The sequence below is a fragment of the Pseudomonas sp. RSB 5.4 genome, from assembly GCF_037126175.1.
In the GTDB taxonomy this organism is placed as follows: Bacteria; Pseudomonadota; Gammaproteobacteria; order Pseudomonadales; family Pseudomonadaceae; genus Aquipseudomonas; species Aquipseudomonas fluorescens_H.
The window spans coordinates 4,488,475-4,507,885 of the sequence record NZ_CP146986.1; the positions used below are offsets into that span (position 1 = coordinate 4,488,475).

Consider the following 19,411-nt stretch of genomic DNA (forward strand, 5'->3'; position numbering starts at 1 on the left):
TCCACCTGCCCAACGGTTGCGATCCCATGAGTGAAACAATCCGCACGAACATTGCTCCCCAACTCTTGAACAAAAGCCGCCTGGTCGAACAGACCAGCGGCGGACCGGTCTTGCACGACGCCGCGGCACAACTGTTGCGCAAGGCCTTGAATACACAGTTTCCCGACCTGCAGATCGATCCCGACAAAGCCTTGCTGGCGACCCCGGTCTGGCAGGTACAGGGCGAAAGTCTGGTCAGCCATAGCTGTCGTTTCGAGTCGCTGACTCACGTGCTGGCGCGCCTGGCGTTCACCCAAACCAAGGCCAACTGCATTGAAGGTGAGCACTTCCTGACCTTGTCATCGCAGACCGACGAGCCGGTGCATTTGCCGGCTGGCATGGATGCGCTGACGACGTTGCTCAACGAAAATGCCCCGGTACTGTTCACCGGCTTCGCGCAGAGCCAACTCGATTACTGGAATCAGATCATCGAGCAGAAACCGCGCTGGCAACAGCTGGCCGACACCCTGCAACAGGCGCTGAACGTGCAATCGGTGAATGGCTGGGATACGCACGAGTGCCGCCTCGCCCGCCTCGTCGCACAATATCCGGACAACACATCGCGCGCCTCGACCAGCGCCGAGCTGACGAACGTGCGCGCCCGCCTGATCGATCTCGATCTGGTGTTTGATCAGGCCGAGAGCAGCCAGACGCAGCACTTGATGCTGGCCGGCGCGCTGGTGCTCAGTGCTACGCTGGGCAGTCGCGAGTTGCTTGCGCTGTTCACCATCGAAGAAGGCTACGAATCGTTCGGTTCCATGGCGCAATTAGGCGCCACCCTGCCCGAGCGCATCGACATCGACTTGCGCGGTCAGGGTCTGAAGTGGCGGCTCTATGAGCCTGAAGGAAATATTTTCGATGCCATGGTCCAGGCGCTGGTGAGCTGTCAGATCGACTCGATTGATGCCCTCGATCCGACCAGTCGCTCGCCCCTGGCCAAATTCGTTTCACGCCCGCGCGAAGGCGATGCCGACTCCAGGACAGATGACGACGCGCGCATCGAGCAACTGGACAAGGCGATTCCGCAATGGCTGCTGGCCGGCTCGCTGGATGATATCCAGACCTACAGCGGCTATCTGAGCGCCCTGGGCAGCCTGCGTGGCGAGTCCGACAGCCAGTGCTTCGAATACCGCGAGCTCCCGCTGATTCTGGACTACGCCCAGCAACAGATGCGCGCCGCCATTGTTGCCGAGCGCCCCGCTGCCGACACCCTGCAACTGCCCCTCGATGATGTACGGATCAGCCTGACCCAGAGCTTCGAAGCCGGCGGTCTGACCCTGCCCGATCCGACCAGCGTCAGTGTCCAGACCCTTGGCGAATTCGCCTTACATAACACCCGCCCATACCTCGCCACGGTCGCCTACGCCGACGGCAGCGCCACGCCGGGCTGGCTGACGGTAAAGCTGCTGTCGCGCATCGCCAGCGCGGTCAACATTGGCGAGCGTTATCCGAAACTGATCAAGCGCACCCTGATCGACGACCCGGTGCAGGCCGGGCGCCACAGGCTCCGTTACAGCCGACAGTTGCCGCAGCTGCTGCCGATGCTGGCGCTGGAGTGCAAGCTCAAGCGTCAGGGTGATGTCGATGAACAGGGTTATCGTCTGGTTCGCCAATTGATCGACTGCATCGCCGGCAAATCCCCCGCCTCCGAATGGCCGGTGCAGATCCGGCCCCTGGCCTTCGTTCCGCGTTTTCGCCTGGGCAGTACGCCGGACACGGTGGCGAACATGTACATCATCGGGCCGCGCGCCGGCGCCAGCGGCCCATGCCTGCTCTACCGGCCGCTGCTTGAGCAATCGCTGCGTCAGTTCCCCTCGGAACAGAACATGCTGTACGCGTTTTACCAGGCAGGTGAATTGCGCGACTCGGTGCTGGCCTGGCTGCCCACTCCGGCATTGAGTTTCGAGTATGCGCAGTATGTGTTTTCCGCCGGACTGCCCTCGCCATGGACGATTACCGAACTGGCGTTCGAACCCTTTCTGCACCTCGACCTGACCGCCGCCGTTGACTTGGCGAACACGCCCCTGAGCGGCGATGTGTTCTCGCAGCTGTTCGCCAGCAACAGTCAGGCCATGGCCGATCTCGCCGATCGCCAATCGACGTCCAATGCCGAGCGGCGCTGGACGCTGTTGGCTGACAGCGGCTGGGCCATCTTCGGTGTTGCCAGCAACTTTCTCGGCGGCCCGGCGGGCACGGCGGTCTGGGTCTGGCAGACCATCAGTCAGATCCAGCAGGCACTGGATGCCCATGAACGTGGCAACACTGCGGTCGAGTGGTCTTCGATCGGCGACGTGCTGCTGGCACTGGGAATCCTGCTCGCGCAGAAAGCATCAGTACGGCGCATTCGACTCTCGGGGCCGCTCAACGAAACTCCGAGGCCAAGTCGCACGCACTTTGCAGAAACCGCCAAAGCACCCATGCTCCCCGGCAACACGCCGACTATCACGCAAGACACCACGGCGTGGGGCGCCAGCCTGCCCGAGGCGCATCGATCCTTGCTCGCACACTCGGCGCCAGTACGGTTCGATGCACACGCAAGTTTTGTGCAACGCCTTGACCGTTTGAAAGTTTCCCGGCCGGCGCTGCCCGAAAATGCACGCGCCAATGCCGCCCACCTGTATGAAGCCTCGGGAAAACGCTATGCCCAGGTTGGAACACGCTGGTTTCAAGTCAGCGCCGAGGGCGACGAACCGGTGCTGATCGTCGATCCGCACACCGCGGGTCATTCCGGTCTGAGCATTCGTTTCGATTCCGGGACCGCTCTGTGGAACTGGGATCTCAGACTGCGCTTGCGCGGTGGCGGCCCGACCGGAAGGATCGAGGCCCTGCGCCGCGAGCGCGCCACCCGCAAGGATGAGGCGTGGGCGGCATTGCATCGGTTCATCGAACAGGAAGCCCGGCGCAAGGCCAGCCTCGACGAGGCCTTGCAGCCATTGGAGAACAGCGACCCGGCGGCGCCCATGTCCGAAGATGCCGTGCTCGCGTACATCGCCAAGGCCGACGAACTGGCCAGTGCCTACGGTCAGGCCCTGCAGGACCTGGAAAAGTGGCGAGAGGCCGGTGGCGCCGGGGTGTTTTACCAGTCGCAACTGATGCGCTTCTCGGTCGAGCAGCATCGCTATCTCAGCGGCTGGATGCGCATGAAGTTGCGCGAGTATGCGCGCATCGTCGCGCCACAGTTGAGCACCTCGGAATCACCGGAAACCCGCTCGCGGGCGACGCAGATGCAGGCCGCACGCCAGGCCATCGCCGTCAGTGACGAGATGGTCGAGCGCCTCGCGCAGTTGCACACCTCGCTGGACAGACTCGACCAACATACCGGCGCCACCCGCAAAGTGGCGGCTGAGCTGCGCAGACTGATGCCCTCGTTCACCCGTCGCGATTTGCACGCCAATGAAATCGGCATGTCCACCGAGCTGTCGCTGCGCGACGCATCGGACAGCGTCCTCGATCCACTGCGGCAACTGATCGTTCCGGTGATCGAGGGGGCCGCCGAGGCCGGCCATCTGCTGGTTGAGCGACGCAACAGCCGGACACTCGATGTCGAGCAACTGAACGCCGTGGTCGATCGTCTGGCCGATGCCCAGCGCCGCCTGCAGGAGGTGTTGGCCAGCGCCTCCGCACACCTCGAAGTGAACCGTTTCCAGCGGGTTCAGCAATTGGTCGAAGACTTTCACCAGTTGGCCCGCAAGCGTCTGCTGATCGCCCTGCCGGAGCCGGAAGAGGTTCCCACCGCAGCCATGGCCAGACTTGATCCGGCACCCTCGACCTCGCGCGGGGTCGGCAAGGTGAGCAAGTCACGGCCGCGAATCATCGAAACACCACGGGCAGCGTCCTCTGACAAACCAGAGGTGCCGGAAGACATGCCGGTGATCCGCTCCGTCATCAAGCGCCCCGCCGTCGTCCCGGTGCTGGACGATGCGCAGATGATCGACAATGCGATGACCCTGGTCGCGGAACTGGAAGCCTTCATCAAACGCCTGCGCGCCGATGCGCAGCGGCCTTCGCGCATCCCGGCCGACATGCAGGATCTGTTCGATCAACAGGCAGCCCGCCTGGATCAGGCAGCGGTAAACGTTCAGGCAATACTTGCGTGCAAAAGCGCCGAATTTCCAGTCGGCAGACTGACTACCGACTTGCGTGAAGCCGCTGCCCGCCTGCGTCGCGAAGGCATCAATGTCTACGGCAGCATGCTCACCGCACGCAAACCCCGGGAGAGCTATCTGAAATGGCTGCACGAACACCACCTGGTGCAAATCGTCAAAGACCCGCGCGGACGCATCCGCACCCGGCAGCGCAAGGATTTCTTCCAGGAGTACCGGGTCCTCGACAAGACGCGCAACGACCAACCGTTGTGGGTCGCGCACTTTCATTACGACGCACTGACCGATCCGAGCGACCGCTTCACCGCTGCTCACCTAAAGTTTGCCGACGGCTTTTTGCAGGAGCTGCCAGCGAAAGCGCGCCAGGAACTGGACAGCTTCGATGCCGTGGATAACGTGCTGCGCCGGATCACCCGGCCGGCGGTGCGGGATCTGTTCCTTCACCCACGCCATGCGGGAACCGACGAAAGCTGACGGTCAGTCGCACCAGACGCTGCGTAGCCGTGCCAGAGCGGCCTGGATATCGACCTCCGGCACGGCGGCAAACCCCAGCACCAGGCCGGCGCGCTGATCCACCGGGGTGAGGGAGTCGGGTAGCCAATAGCTGCTCAGGCCATTGACCTCGACCCCGACACTTTCCGCCTTGGCGATCAGCTCGCGTTCGCGGGCAACACTGTCCACCGCGACCGTCAGGTGCAACCCGGCAGCCACGGCGGGCAGGCCTGCGACGCCCTCGATGTTGTCCGGCCAATGCGCCAACAGACAGTTGCGCCGACTCAAGGCGGCGCGACGCATCCGGCGGATATGTCGCTGAAAATGTCCGGCGGCCATGAATTCGGCCATCACCGCCTGGGTGCTGACTTCCGAATGCCGCACGTCCACCGCGCGGCGTCGGGCGAAGGCCTGCACCAGCCCCTGCGGCAACACCAGATAGCCCAGACGTAGCGCCGGAAAGGCGACTTTGCCGAAGGTGCCGACGTAGAGCACCCGGCCCTGACGATCCAGTGCCGCCAACGGAGCCAGCGGTGCGCCGCTGTAACGGTACTCGCCGTCGTAATCGTCCTCGATGATCCAGCCCTGGCTGCGCTCGGCCCAGGCCAGCAGTTCAAGCCGCCGGGCGAGGCTCATGACCACACCGGTCGGGTACTGGTGCGAAGGTGTGACATAGGCCAGCCGGCAGTCGGCAATTTGCCCCAGCGCTGTGCAATCAATGCCGTCCTGATCCACAGGCACCCCGTGCAACCGGCCCCCGGCTACCGCAAAGGCATGGCCGGCTGCGCGGTAGCCGGGATTTTCGATGCCCACCGCATCGCCCGGCTCCACCAGCAGCTGTGCACAAAGGCTGATGCCCTGCTGCGCGCCACTGGTGATCACTATTTGCTCAGCGGTGCATTGCATGCCGCGCGAACTGCGCAAATACGCGGCGATCAATCCGCGCAGACGCTGATCCCCGGCCGGATCGCCGTAACACAGTTGCTGCAGATCGGGTTTACGCCAGAAAGCCGCGTTGAGCTTGGCCCAGACCTCGAACGGGAACAGATCGAAGGCCGGCACACCGACCCGAAAAGCCTTCGGCGGGCCACTTGGCGGTAACGATAAATGGTTGTTTTCCAGGCGCTGCGCAGCACCGCTGTGGATAACTTTACTGGATGGAATCACAGGTAAATCCAGCCAATTTGTGGATAAGGCTGTGGGTAAGCCTGTTGAAAACCCTGTGGATACTTTTGTGGATAGTTTTTTCGTGGGCAATGCGCTTTGCGGCAATTGGGCGACATACGTGCCGTCCCCGACCCGGCCTTCGATGAAGCCTTCGGCGTACAACTGATCGTAGGCGCGCACCACGCTGTTGCGGGAAATCGCCAACGCTGTCGCCAGATCACGGCTGGCCGGCAGCCGCGTGCCACTGGCCAGACGCCCGTCCAGCACGCGCAGACGCAGCGCCTGATAGAGCTGGCGGCTCAAACCCTGACGGCGGTCGAGCTCGATACCGGCCGGATTGAACGGCATGGACAGCGTGGGCGATTCGGGCATGACAATGGACCTATGAAATTGGTCATCAATGGCTCTTACAACAGACCAATAGCCTGCCTAGGATGCAGGCATTCGCCAAGGAAAATCTCTCCATGTACACGCCCCGCGCCTTTGCCATCGACGAACTGTCGCAACTGCACGAACTGATCCTCGCCAGCCGTCTCGCGATTCTGGTGAGCCACGGTGAAAACGGTCTGCAAGCCAGCCACGTGCCGGTACTGCTGCACCGCGAACAAGGCCCGAACGGCACGCTGTACGGGCACCTGGCCAAAGCCAATCCGCAGTGGAAAGACCTTCGCGACGGCGCTGAAGCGATGCTGATATTCGCTGGCCCCGACGCCTACGTCAGCCCGGGGTTTTACCCGAGCAAGGCCGAGCACGGCAAAGTCGTGCCGACCTGGAACTACGTCGCGGTGCACGCCTACGGTCACGCCGAAACCTTCAGCGACGGCGGGCGCCTGCTCGACATCGTCAGCACGCTGACTGATCGCCATGAAGCCGGCCGCGCGCAACCGTGGAAGGTCGACGATGCGCCGGCCGACTATATCGACGGCATGCTCAAGGCCATCGTCGGTTTCGCCATTCCCATCGACCGCCTCGAAGGCAAACGCAAGCTCAGCCAGAACCGCAGCGCCGAAGACATTGCCGGCGTGCGCGAAGGCCTGGCTGCCAGCCCCGACATCAATGACCAGACCCTCGCCCACTTGATGCGTTAAGGAAATCAGCATGAGTCAGATCGACATCCGCCCGGTGACTGCCGGTGATCACGCCGCCTGGTTGCCGCTGTGGCAAGCCTACCTGCGCTTCTACAACAGCGAATTGCCGGACGCCGTCAGCCACAGCACCTGGCAGCGTTTCCTCGACCCGAGCGAACCGACCCACGCCGCCCTCGCCTGGGCCGATGGCAAGGCAGTGGGCATGGTGCATTTCATCTACCACCGCTCGAACTGGAGCATCGAAAACTCCTGCTACCTGCAGGACCTGCTGGTGGCGCCAGAGACCCGTGGCACCGGCGTCGGTCGCTTGCTGATCGAACACGTTTACGCCACCGCCAAGGCCGACGGTTGCTGCAAGGTGCATTGGCTGACTCACGAAACCAATGCCACCGCGATCCAGCTCTACGAGCGCATCGCCGAACGCCCGGGATTCATCCAGTTTCGCAAAGCCATTTAAGGAGCCGCGTACATGACCACTGCACTTGCCGACTGGAAAGGCGTCCCCGCCCCCACCGCCACCTTGCTCGAAGGCCGGTTCATCCGCCTGGAACGCCTCGACCCGGCGCGCCACGGCGACGAGTTATTCAATGCCCTCGAAGGCCCCGGCGCCGACCCGAAGCTCTGGGATTATTTGCCCTATGGGCCGTTCCCGCAGCGCAGCGTTTTCAATGACTGGCTGAACAATCATGCGGCCAGCAGCGATCCGTATTTCTTCAGCGTCATCGACCGCGTCACAGGTCAGGTGCAGGGCATCCTCAGCCTGATGTCGATCGTCCCGGCGCAGGGTCGCATCGAGATCGGCCACGTGACCTTCGGCGCGCCGATGCAACGCTCGCCGAAGAGCACCGAAGCGGTTTACCTGCTGGCCAAATATGCCTTCGAACAGGGCTACCGGCGCCTGGAATGGAAGTGCAACAACGGCAACGCCCGCTCCAAATACGCCGCCGAACGCCTGGGCTTCAGCTTCGAAGGCGTGTTCCGTCAGCACATGGTGGTCAAGGGACAGAACCGCGATACCGCGTGGTATTCGATTGTGGATTCGGAGTGGCCGGCGATTGCGGCAGGGTTCGAGCAGTGGTTGAGCGATGCCAACCAGACGCCGACCGGGCAGGTGAAAGGTTTGGTCGAGTGCCGTTCCTGAGTCTGTAAACGCAAAAGATCGCAGCCTGCGGCAGTTCCCCTGCAGGAGCTGCCGCAGGCTGCGATCTTTTGATCTTCAACCAATGTCACGGCGAATTTTTACGACACCCATCTTCATCCCGAACGGACCAAATACCGCGTTCAGCGACTTCAGCGTCTGGTTACCTTCACCGTGCTCAATATGCACCAGCGTGCGGACCGAGATTTTGCACATCCTCGCGAACTGGGCTTGATGCAGCCCGGTGACTTCCACCCGCAAACGGCGAACGGCTTCGCCGATCTCCAGTGTCCCTTGAGTCAGCGCTTCCTGAATGCTTTCGATGAGCATTGTGCGCTCGGCAACCGTCATGCTCATTTCAGATCCCACTCTTTCAAACGCTGCTCCAGATTTTTCAGATGAACGCCCGGATGGTTCATGGTTCTGTCAGGCAAACCGCTGGCAGTCAGAATGTCCGGCAGCGCGGCCAGCCGTTGAGCGTCTTCGCGCAGACGTTCGAAAAGGACGGGCGCATCAGATAGCGCCGCCATTGGGTCGTCCGGTTCGACGATATCCGCCAATGCACGGCAAACTCCCAGCCAGTCGACGTCTCCCGCCCTTTCCAGATCTTTTGGCCACTTGGTCGTACGGGTCACGCCTTCGTCGTCCATGACCATGGGGGCCAGATCGTAAATCGGTGCCAGGCGAAATGTATTTGCCTGACGGATTATTGCGGTGTTTCGACCATGGTTATCCGAGTTGCCGAGGATCTTGTTGATCAAGTCCCTACGCAAATAATCCGCCACAAGATCAGATACCTGACTTGCCTGCCCCGCTTTACGCCAGAGCCCGGCCAGCATGCGGATAACCTCCATATGATTCATCGCGCTTCCCGGTATCGTCACTTGGGCCAGGGAATAGATCGACTCGACGGCAAGACGCGACACGCATCCGTCATCCACTCTGCGATCGAAGCGCTGCATCCACAAACTTGGCTTGTTCGCCTCTTCCAGCGCCAGGCCCTCGACCGCGATCGTTTCGATACCCAGTTTCTGAAGCGCCCTGTAGTAATGAAATTCGCTTCGCAGGATGTCCTGATCAGTCAGACCTCCCCGGTTTCTGGAAAACTTCACAAACCAGTGCTGTCTGACTTCTTCGTCGCCCAATACGGCATCGGGGTACAGAAGACCGGCCTTGTTCTCGGCCAACAACAACTTCGGTGCTTCGCCACCAGCGCCCGTAGCGCCGCCAATCGCTGCGCCCAGTTCGTAGGCGTATTCAAGAAAACGGTTGTCGCGATGAATGACATCCTCACGCTTGAATCCGATAGGCTTACGCTCATCGACAGCCGCGGCCGACTCTTTGATCCGCATGTTGCCGATAGGAGCGGGAGTGCTACGGCCAAGCAGATATAGATCGGCATTGATATCGGCCGGTTTTTCTTGCCCCAGTCGCGCAAGCAAAAACCTCTTGGCCGCTCCTGCAGGAGCGATGTCGTGCACAAAGGCTGGCGTGCCGGAGCGCCGACCTTCCCAGTCCAGAGGGTACAGCGCACTGACTGCCTTCGAAAACGGCGACCCTATAGCGTCAATATTTTCGACAAGGTATGCCGCTTCGTAACCAAAACTGCAGCGACTTTCAAAACCCTTTTCGGGATCATCGAAGCTCAGAACCATGGCGTCGTGCCATTCACTGGCCGTATATATTTGCAATGTCAGCTGATACATGCCTTTCACCTGCATTTAAATGCATTTTTTACATGGCTAGCTTTGATAGTAGATGCAATATAGTGCATTCCATCAGTCGGCAGATGAATTAAATCTGCAACAAAATGCAGATTAACGGTCTCGCATGTAGCCAATACGCAAAATAATGCAGAGATGGCTGAAGACATCATTCTGTAAAAACCCTTCGCTATACAGGACGGCCCGCTTATAACAAAAGGCCGTCCGTCCATGACCTTCCCGCCTCAGCGCTTGTCCCTTGCTGCCGTTCTGCTGATCACCGCCGGCACCGCCCACGGCAAGACCGTGCAGATCGACACTGCCACTACTGCCGCGCAAACTCTTGGCGGCAGTGACACGCTGACGATCTCGGCACCGGGCAGCATCACCAACAGCGGCAAGGCGGTGAGCCTGAAGGACGGCACCAGCGGCGCCGGTGTGGTGATCGATAACGCGGGGAAAATCGTTTCCAGCGGTGGCCGGGCCATCGACAGCAGTGGTGACCTGACCCAGGCGCGCAATTACCAGATCTTCAACCGCAGCGGCGGGCAGATTCTCGGTGCCAATGACGCTTTGCGTATCGACAGCAACTTCGTCAGCGGCAGTCTGTTGATCGACAACAGCGGCGTGATTCGCTCGACCACCGGCCAAGGCCTGGACCTCGATGCGCTGCGCAGCGACGGCGTCAAAACCACCCTCATCAACCGCGCTGGCGGACTGATTCGTGGCGATGCCAGCGACGGCATGAAGACCGGCGCCAACGCGACGATTACCAACTACGGCGAGATCTCCACCGGCGACTCGCACAACGCCGATGAGAAATTCGACGGCATCGACATCGACTCGGCCAGTGGTGTCAGCGTGACCAACTACGGGGTGATTTCCGGCGGCCGCCATGGCATCACCACCGACCTCGGTGCGACGCTGGTCAACTATGGGAAGATCACCGGCCGCAATGGTTCCGGATTCGGTTCCGACGGCGATGGTACGGTGATCAACCACGGCACCATCACCGGTGCTTACTCAGGCTTGCAGGCGAACGGTGACGGTGATGGCGTGGACATCGACAAGATCGCCCACATCGAAAACTACGGCACTATTCAGGGCGTCGGTGCGGGTGGCGTGGACAAGGGCGGATTCGCCAACGGCAGTGAAGGCATCGCCCTCGGCGGCGGCTACATTCTCAACGCGAGCAACGCACTGATCAGCGGCGCCAACAGCGCGATTCTGGTGGACGACGGCAGCGGTGGTTCGGGGCTGGCAGCCACCACCCTGGAGAACTACGGCACTATTCAAGGTCTCGACGGCTTCGGCGTGAAGTTCGTCGGCGAATTCGCCGACAACGTGATCAACGGCGGCACCATCAGCGGCAGCAACGGCCTGGCACTCGACCTCGGTGGCGGCAACGACAGCCTGACCCTGCGCAACGGCAGTCGCTTCGTCGGCGTGGTCGATGGCGGCAGCGGTTACGACCGGGTGGTGATGGACGATGCGGCGGGCGGCAGCTTCGGCGCCAGCCGCAATTTCGAATGGCTGGAGGTCAGGCAAGGTGCGTGGACACTCACCGGCAGCGGCGATTTCAGCGATGGCGGCGCGGTGCGCAATGGCGCGACCCTGATCAACCAGGGCGGCATTGCCGGCAGCCTGACCGTAGACGCCGGCGGTGTGTATGCCGGTGGCGGCTCGGTGGGCAATCTCAACGTCAACGGCACGCTGCGTACCGACACCGGCCTCGGTCGCGCAACCATCGTCCATGACTTGAATATGGGCAGCGGATCGACTCTCGTCTACGGCGTCAACGCCGATGGCAGCAGCGCCCCGGTTCAGGTCGGCGGCACCGCCAGCCTCAATGGCGCGACCCTGGCGGTGAACCCCGGCAGCGGCACTTATCCGTGGCAGAGCCATTACACCGTGCTGCAAGCCGCCAACGTCAACGGCACCTTCGGCAACGTCACCAGCCACTACGCGTTCCTCACGCCGACGCTGGCCTATACGCCGACACAAGTCGACCTGACCTACACCCGCAATGACGTGGCCTTCAATCAGTTCGCGGCGACCGGCAACGGCAGCAACGCGGCCAACAGCCTGGCCACGATGGGCAAGAACAATGCTTTGTACAACGCCTTGCTCAATACCACCCAAAGCACGGCCGGCGCGGCGATCGAACAACTGGCCGGCGCCAGCAACGCCAACCTGACCAGCGCCACGCTCGGCGCCAGCAGTCAGGTGGGCAACAGCATGCTCTCGGCGATGCAGCAAATGGGCGGCAGCCCGGGGTTGATGGTTGGCCTTGATCAACGCGACACCCCGGTGCTGGCGGCCAACGGCGTACCCTCGGAAGCGCGCAATCTGAATGACCCGAACGCGCGCGGACGCCTGTGGCTGCAAGCCATCGGCGGCTACGGCAAGCTCGACGGCGAGCACGGCTACAGCGGCCTGGAGCAACGCACCAAGGGCAGCGTACTGGGTGCCGACTGGGCACTGAATTCACAGTGGCGCCTCGGCGTACTCGGCGGTTATTCGAAGACTGATCTGGACGCGACCGGCGTCGATGGCAACGTCGAGAGCTGGCACGCCGGCGTCTACGCGCTGCGCCAGAGCGGCCCGTACTCGCTGCGCCTCGGCGCCGCCTACAGTGGCCATCAGGGCGAAAGCAAACGCACGGTGGCGTTCAATGGTTTCAGTGATCGGCCCAAAGGCGATTACGATGCCGACAGCCAGCAAGCCTTCGCCGAACTCGGCTACGCCATGGGCAGCGGCCGCCTCAGCGCCGAACCGTTCGCCAGCCTCGGCTACCAGCGCTACCACCGCGACCGTTACCAGGAAAAGGGTGGCGCCGCCGCACTGGACGTCGACAGCCAGACCCAGGACAACTTCAGCAGCACCTTCGGCCTGCGCCTGGCGCACCTGAACAGCCTCGACAACGGCATGAGCCTGACCCCGCGCATGGCCGCTGGCTGGAAGCACACCTACGGCGATGTCAGCAGCTCGACGCGTCAGGCATTTGTGGTCGGCGGCAGCGCATTCAACGTCGATGGCAGTTCGCTGGATCGCGACAGTCTGGTGCTCGAAGCCGGACTGGATCTGGGGATTTCCGCCCGGCATACACTGGGCATCGGCTACAGCGGCGAGATCGGCAACAACAGCCGCAACCATGGGTTGATCGGGCAGTGGCAGATGAGTTTCTGAGATTTCGCCAATCGATACTTCAGCAGGTGTTGTAGGCAAAGGCGTCTGGACAGTCGGGTAAACGAGGCAGATTCGAAACTTGCCAGTGACCCGGCTACACAACCAGCCCGCAAAACCTGCACTCTGCTCGGAATCGCCCGGCATCGGCGCACCGGCATCGACTTTTAGAGTTTGGTCTCATTCTTCGAGAGACCAACTGCATGCCCATTCACACCTACAAGCTTCAACATCTGGTCCTGGCCGTTGCATTGGCTGTCGGGTGCGTAGAGTTTTCACTGGCCGAGCAAACGGAACCTCAGGTCAACGCCGAGGTGAAGCCCAAGAAGCCGCGCAAGAAGACGGAAAAGCCCGTTACGCCGAAGCCGATGGACGCTGGGGAAACGGCAGCAAAGAGCGATCCGCTTCCAGAAAAAAATGCCGACCGAGCGCAGACGCCTGTGGCGCCAGGCCATCCGCCGGGTGAGGCTCCGCCGAAGAAAATCGTCCCGACAGAAAACGGCAGTGCGATCAAAAAAAGCATTCAAAAACCAGCCTCCTCGCCCGATCCGGTTCAGGCGAAAAAGCCAGAGACTCTGCCAGCCCCGGCACCTGAGCCCGCCCGGCAAATAGCTGCCCCGGACAATGCGGCGGTCGAGGCCCTGCAGACCGCCGATCAGACCGCCACCGTCATCGCCCTCGACCAACTCGCCGCCGGCAGCAACGCCAATCTCGTTAAAGCCACACTGAGCAGCGTCAATCCGGTCAGCGCCAGCATGCTCTCGGCGATGCATCAACTGGACAACCGTAATGCTGCGCAGGGACCGGGGAATGCGCCGCGTCTGGCGGCTGGAGGCGAAGGCAACGGGCGGGTCTGGCTGCAAGCGCTGGGGCACGGCGGCAAGGTCGATCGTGACGCCGACAGTGTCCTGAAGCATTCCACCCAAGGTCTGATAATGGGTGCCGACTGGCGACTCGACGAGCAATGGCATGTCGGCCTGATGGGCGCAAAAGCGCAAACCCGCTTCGACGCCCGACACTTCGACGGCGATCTCGACAGTTGGCACCTCGGCGCCTACGCGCTGCGGCAGGACGGCCCGTTCGCCCTGCGCATGGGGGCCACGTACGGCCATCATGACGGCAACGGCAAACGTCGCGTCGACTTCAATGGTTTCAGTGATCGGCTCAAGAGCAGCTATGACGCCAGTACCCAGCAGGTCTTTGCCGAAGTCGGCTACTACCTCGGTCGCGGCAACGTCAGCATCGAACCGTTCGCCAGCGTGGGTTATCAACGCTACCAGCGCGACGGCTACATCGAGAAAGGTGGCGATGCGGCACTCAAGGTTCACGGGCAAACACGGGCGAATCCAAGCAGCACCCTCGGCCTGCGCATGGCGAACACCAGCCACCTGTCCAATGGCATGCAGCTGACGCCGCGCCTGAGCGCGAGCGTAAAACACACCTACGGTGAGCTCGACAACGAAACGCGCCAGCAACTGGTCAGGGGTGGCAAAAGCTTTGAAGTCACCGGAGCCGAGATGGATCGCAACAGCTTTACGCTGGACGCCGGTCTGGATCTGACTCTGTCCGCCCGCAACACCTTGGGCATTGGCCTCACTGGCGAGGCCGGCAACGACAGCCGCAGTTACGGCGTGACAGGCCAGTGGCGAATGGCGTTCTGACACAACGCGCTTGTGTAGGAGCTGCCGCAGGCTGCGATCTTTTGACTTTGCTCTTGAAGATCAAAAGATCGCAGCCTGCGGCAGCTCCTACAGAGGACGGTAAATTGCAGGCAAAAAAAGGTTCATCACGGATTACCAGGAAAGACGCTCTTGATCTTCATGAAAAAGAATTCGCTATCCCGGTAACCGTACGCCATCCGCTTGATGACCTTTATTCGATTGTTTATTCCTTCCAACTGACCGGTGTGCATCGGCCAGCGAACCCGGCTCACGATGCCCCGCCAGTAACCCTTTAGCCGTGTGGCGAACTGGATCAGAGCTGGAATTTCGCTTTCATGCGCATGGCGCAGCCATTGCTTCCAGGCCGATCGCCAACCCCAGGCAGTACTCGGGGTCCAGAGTGTTTTGAGTTCAGCCTTCATCAAGTAGACCGTCATCAACGCTTGATTGGCCGCCAGCAGATCCTCCAGGCGGACCTGTTGTTCCGGCGTTTTCAAGTTCTGCGGATTGCGCAGCAACAGCCATCGCGCCTGCTTGATGACCTTGCGGGCAGGCTTGTCGTGACGCAACCGGTTAGCCTCGTCGACGCGAACCCGATCAATCACCTCTCGGCCATATTTGGCCACCACATGGAAGAGGTCGTAGATCACTCGCGCGTTGGGACAGTGCTGACGAACCTCCAGGTCAAAAGCGGTGTTCATGTCCATCGCCACCGCTTCGATGCGAGCGCAACCCTCTGGCCCCAATTCCTCGAAGAAAGGCCTGACCGCTGCTCGGCTGCGGCCTTCACCGATCCACAGCACGCGGCGTGTATCCGCATCCAGCACCACGCTGGCGTAACGATGACCTTTGAACAGGGCGAATTCGTCCATCACCAGACGTCGCGGTTGTGCCGTTGGCAAAATGCTCAACGCCGCTTGCAAGGCTCGACGCTCCAGCAACCGAACGGTGTCCCAATGCAGCCCAAACAGTTGAGCCACGTGCAGTGTGGGGAGGCGTTCGCAGGCCTGAATGACCGCCTCGGCCAAGCGCCGCGTCATGCGGGCATAACGGTCCAGCCAACTGACGGCCTCCATACGTTTACCACAGTCACGACAGACAACACGCCTGAGCAACACGCTGAGGCGCACCGCACGGCCGAGAATCGGTAAATCGCGGACGGTTCGCTCGCAATACTCATGCGTGGTTGAACAGGTTTTTTGGCAGCCGCTACAGGAAGGGAATCGGGTGGCGTGGGGAATCAGGTCGATCTGAAGCGCGTCGCCATCAGGCTTGATCGTGACAACAGAAAAGCCCTCCCAAAAAGGAAGGAAAGTATTAATATCGCGCATAAGAACGCCGGTTTGTTAGATGTGTTTGCTCGCACGAACATCATCAATCAAATCGGCGTTCTTGTTTCTGTGTTTCCCGGGATTCCGTGAAGAACCAAAAAAAGGGGAGCACATGCCCCCCCGAGGTTTAAAACGTTGAATCGCGGCAGTTATCTCAGCCTTCGATCTCGATCAGGATTTCGCCAGGATTCACCCGGTCGCCCTTGGCCACATGGATGGCGGTGACCTTGCCGGCAATCGCTGCCTGAACTTCGGTTTCCATCTTCATCGCTTCGGTGATCAACACAGCCTGGCCAGCCTTGACGGTGTCGCCCTCCTTGACCAGCACATCGACGATGTTGCCCGGCATGGTGGTGCTGACGTGGCCCGGCGCAGACGCCTGTTTACGCTTGCTGCTGCCACCGCTGACGAACTCGTTGAGCGGTTCGAACACCACTTCTTCCGGCATGCCGTCGATGGACAGGTAGAAGTGACGCTTGCCTTCGGCCTTCACGCCAACCCCGGTGATGTCGACGCGGTAGGTTTCGCCGTGGACGTCGATGACGAACTCGGTCGGTACGCCTTCGCCACCCGCTGAGGCGACCTTGCCGGCTTCAGGAATCGGCAACAGCACTTCCGGGGTCAGGGTGCCGGCGGCACGCTCTTCGAGGAACTTGCGCCCGATGTCCGGGAACATGGCGAAAGTCAGCACGTCTTCTTCGGACTTGGCCAGTGCGCCGATGTCGGCACGCAGCTTGGTCATTTCCGGCTTGAGCAGATCGGCCGGACGTACGTCGATCACCTCTTCGCTGCCGATGGCCTGACGACGCAACTTCTCGTTGACCACGCCCGGCGCCTTACCGTAGCCGCCTTGCAGGTACAGCTTCACTTCGTTGGTGATGGTCTTGTAGCGCTCGCCGGCCAGCACGTTGAAGAACGCCTGGGTGCCGACGATCTGCGAAGTCGGCGTCACCAGTGGCGGGAAACCAAGGTCTTCACGCACCCGCGGGATTTCCGCCAGGACTTCGCCCATGCGGTTCAGCGCGCCCTGCTCTTTCAACTGGTTGGCGAGGTTGGAGATCATCCCGCCCGGCACCTGGTTGACTTGCACGCGGGTATCGACGGCGGTGAACTCGCTTTCGAACTGGTGGTACTTCTTGCGCACGGCGTAGAAGTACAGACCGATCTCCTGCAGCAGTTCCAGGTTCAGACCGGTGTCGTATTCGGTGCCTTTAAGCGCTGCGACCATCGACTCGGTGCCCGGATGGCTGGTGCCCGAGGCGAAGCTGGAGATCGCGGTGTCGATGTGGTCAGCGCCGTTTTCAATGGCTTTCAATTGGCACATCGCCGCCAGACCCGCCGTGTCATGCGAATGGATGAACACCGGCAGCGACTGCTCGGCTTTCAACGCGCGGACCAGTTCACCGGTGGCGTATGGGGTCAGCAGACCGGCCATGTCCTTGATCGCGACCGAGTCGCAGCCCATGGCTTCCATCTGCTTGGCTTGCGCCACAAACGCGTCGATGGTGTGCACCGGGCTGGTGGTGTAGGCGATGGTGCCCTGGGCGTGTTTGCCCGCAGCCTTCACCGCTTCGATGGCTACGCGCAGGTTACGCACGTCGTTCATCGCGTCGAAGATGCGGAACACATCGATGCCGTTGACCGCGGCCTTGGCAACAAAGGCTTTGACCACGTCATCGCTGTAGTGGCGGTAGCCCAGCAGGTTCTGCCCGCGCAGGAGCATTTGCAGACGGGTGTTAGGCAGCGCGGCGCGCAGTTGGCGCAGGCGTTCCCACGGGTCTTCTTTGAGGAAACGTACGCAGGCATCGAACGTCGCGCCGCCCCAGCATTCCAGCGACCAGTAGCCGACTTTGTCGAGCTTGTCGCAGATCGGCAGCATGTCTTCAGTGCGCATGCGGGTGGCGAGCAGCGATTGGTGGGCGTCGCGCAGGATGGTGTCGGTTACGAAAATTTTCTTGGTCATTGTTGTATTCCTCACAGGCCTGCGTGGGCGGCGATGGCGGCGGCGATGGCCAGGGCCAGCTCTTCGGGTTTGCGCTTGATCGAGTAGTTGGTCAGTTCCGGGTGGCTTTCAACGAAGCTGGTATTGAACTGGCCGCTACGGAATTCCGGATTGCGCAGGATTTCCTGGTAGTACGCGGCGGTGGTTTTCACGCCTTGCAGACGCATGTCGTCGAGGGCGCGCAGGCCCCGGTCCATCGCCTCTTCCCAGGTCAACGCCCAGACCACCAGTTTCAGGCACATCGAGTCGTAGAACGGCGGAATGGTGTACCCGGTGTAAATCGCTGTGTCGGTACGCACGCCGGGGCCGCCGGGGGCGTAGTAGCGGGTGATCTTGCCGAAGCTCGGCAGGAAGTTGTTTTTCGGATCCTCAGCGTTGATGCGGAACTGCAACGCGAAACCACGGTGCTGGATGTCTTCCTGCTTAACCGACAGCGGCAGGCCAGAGGCGATGCGGATCTGCTCACGAACAATGTCGATCCCGGTGATTTCTTCGGTGATGGTGTGTTCCACCTGCACCCGGGTGTTCATCTCCATGAAGTACACCTCGCCTTCGGCGAGCAGAAACTCCACGGTGCCGGCGTTCTCGTAACCCACGGCCTTGGCTGCGCGCACCGACAGGTCGCCGATGTAGGCGCGCTGTTCCGGGGTCAGTTGCGGGCTCGGGGCGATCTCGATCAGCTTCTGGTTGCGGCGCTGGATCGAGCAGTCACGCTCGAACAGGTGCACCACGTTGCCGAAGCTGTCGCCGAGGATCTGCGCTTCGATGTGCTTGGGATTGACGATGCATTTTTCCAGGAACACTTCCGCCGAACCGAACGCCTTGGTCGCTTCGGAAATCACCCGAGGGAAGTTCTGTTCGAGTTCTTCGCGGCTGTTGCAGCGACGAATGCCGCGCCCGCCACCACCGGAGGTGGCCTTGAGCATCACCGGATAACCGATGCGGTCGCCCTCGGTCAGCGCTTCTTCGATACCCGACACGTTGCCTTCGGTGCCCGGGGTGACCGGCACGCCGGCCTTGATCATGCTGCGGCGGGCTTCGGTCTTGTCGCCCATGCGGCGAATGACTTCTGCCGACGGGCCGATGAATTTGATTCCGCGTTCGGCGCAGATGTCTGCCAGCTCGGCATTTTCCGAGAGAAAGCCGTAACCGGGGTGCAATGCATCGCAACCGGTTTCCACCGCCAGATTCACCAGCTTGCGCGGGTTGAGGTAACCGGCCAGTGGCTCGGCACCGATGCTGTGGGCTTCGTCCGCACGCTTCACATGCAAGGCATGGCGGTCAGCGTCGGAAAAAATCGCTACCGAGCGAATGCCCATCTCGGCGCAGGCCCGCACGATTCGTACGGCAATCTCACCACGGTTGGCGATCAGGATCTTTTTTATCACTTGGAAATTCCCTTGAGCCGGTGGCACCACGACCTGCTAGACCCAGGTCGACGCGTGACCAAATGTTTCAATCTGGTCGCGACCCCACACTAGCCCTCGCAAGGGATTAACAA

Annotated in this window: 12 protein-coding genes; 6 read left to right on the forward strand and 6 right to left on the reverse strand. The window is 61.4% G+C overall.

All coding sequences use genetic code 11. The annotated features are described in order from the left end of the window. The first annotated feature begins 26 nt into the window (after positions 1–26). A complete protein-coding gene (locus tag V9L13_RS20380) occupies positions 27–4,616 on the forward strand; it encodes a hypothetical protein (protein ID WP_338800373.1) in 4,590 nt (1,529 codons plus the stop codon). Positions 4,617–4,619: 3 nt separating this feature from the next. Here the strand turns inward: V9L13_RS20380 and V9L13_RS20385 are convergent, their stop codons facing one another. Next, positions 4,620–6,173, reverse strand: coding sequence for a PLP-dependent aminotransferase family protein (locus V9L13_RS20385; protein ID WP_338800374.1), 1,554 nt, complete (start codon positions 6,171–6,173; stop codon positions 4,620–4,622). A 92-nt stretch (positions 6,174–6,265) separates the two neighbouring features. Here V9L13_RS20385 and V9L13_RS20390 point away from each other — a divergent pair, with 92 nt between their 5' ends. The 3 genes from V9L13_RS20390 to V9L13_RS20400 are packed head-to-tail and all read left to right on the forward strand — an operon-like array spanning position 6,266 to position 8,030. Next, the gene (locus V9L13_RS20390) at positions 6,266–6,889 is read left to right on the forward strand and encodes an FMN-binding negative transcriptional regulator (protein WP_103521545.1); all 624 of its coding nucleotides are present in this window, start codon (positions 6,266–6,268) and stop codon (positions 6,887–6,889) included. Positions 6,890–6,899: 10 nt separating this feature from the next. Then, positions 6,900–7,346 carry a GNAT family N-acetyltransferase gene (locus V9L13_RS20395; RefSeq protein WP_003229664.1) on the forward strand — a complete coding sequence of 149 codons (447 nt, stop codon included), beginning with the start codon at positions 6,900–6,902 and terminating at the stop codon, positions 7,344–7,346. A gap of 12 nt (positions 7,347–7,358) precedes the next feature. After that, the gene (locus tag V9L13_RS20400; RefSeq protein ID WP_096795425.1) at positions 7,359–8,030 is read left to right on the forward strand and encodes a GNAT family protein; all 672 of its coding nucleotides are present in this window, start codon (positions 7,359–7,361) and stop codon (positions 8,028–8,030) included. A 75-nt stretch (positions 8,031–8,105) separates the two neighbouring features. On the opposite strand, the gene V9L13_RS20405 is transcribed toward V9L13_RS20400, so the two are convergent. Both V9L13_RS20405 and V9L13_RS20410 read right to left on the reverse strand, forming a co-directional pair. Further along, positions 8,106–8,384, reverse strand: coding sequence for a helix-turn-helix transcriptional regulator (locus V9L13_RS20405; protein ID WP_338800375.1), 279 nt, complete (start codon positions 8,382–8,384; stop codon positions 8,106–8,108). Then, positions 8,381–9,733 (reverse strand): HipA domain-containing protein, encoded by a 1,353-nt coding sequence (locus tag V9L13_RS20410; RefSeq protein ID WP_338800376.1) that lies wholly within the window; start codon positions 9,731–9,733, stop codon positions 8,381–8,383. The genes V9L13_RS20405 and V9L13_RS20410 overlap by 4 nt, the downstream gene beginning before the upstream one ends. 228 nt (positions 9,734–9,961) lie before the next feature. On the opposite strand from V9L13_RS20410, the gene V9L13_RS20415 reads away from it, so the two are divergent. Together V9L13_RS20415 and V9L13_RS20420 are read left to right on the forward strand one after the other, a co-directional pair. Beyond that, positions 9,962–12,919 (forward strand): autotransporter domain-containing protein, encoded by a 2,958-nt coding sequence (locus V9L13_RS20415; RefSeq protein ID WP_338800377.1) that lies wholly within the window; start codon positions 9,962–9,964, stop codon positions 12,917–12,919. A gap of 200 nt (positions 12,920–13,119) precedes the next feature. After that, the gene (locus V9L13_RS20420; protein ID WP_338800378.1) at positions 13,120–14,577 is read left to right on the forward strand and encodes an autotransporter domain-containing protein; all 1,458 of its coding nucleotides are present in this window, start codon (positions 13,120–13,122) and stop codon (positions 14,575–14,577) included. A 125-nt stretch (positions 14,578–14,702) separates the two neighbouring features. Here the strand turns inward: V9L13_RS20420 and V9L13_RS20425 are convergent, their stop codons facing one another. The 3 genes from V9L13_RS20425 to V9L13_RS20435 form a co-directional block, all read right to left on the reverse strand. Next, positions 14,703–15,908, reverse strand: coding sequence for an ISL3 family transposase (locus V9L13_RS20425; protein ID WP_338800379.1), 1,206 nt, complete (start codon positions 15,906–15,908; stop codon positions 14,703–14,705). A gap of 154 nt (positions 15,909–16,062) precedes the next feature. Further along, positions 16,063–17,871 carry a sodium-extruding oxaloacetate decarboxylase subunit alpha gene (gene oadA / locus V9L13_RS20430; protein ID WP_103484036.1) on the reverse strand — a complete coding sequence of 603 codons (1,809 nt, stop codon included), beginning with the start codon at positions 17,869–17,871 and terminating at the stop codon, positions 16,063–16,065. An 11-nt stretch (positions 17,872–17,882) separates the two neighbouring features. After that, positions 17,883–19,298, reverse strand: a complete 1,416-nt coding sequence (locus V9L13_RS20435) for an acetyl-CoA carboxylase biotin carboxylase subunit (protein WP_027610345.1) — start codon at positions 19,296–19,298, stop codon at positions 17,883–17,885. Between the last annotated feature and the right edge of the window lie 113 nt (positions 19,299–19,411).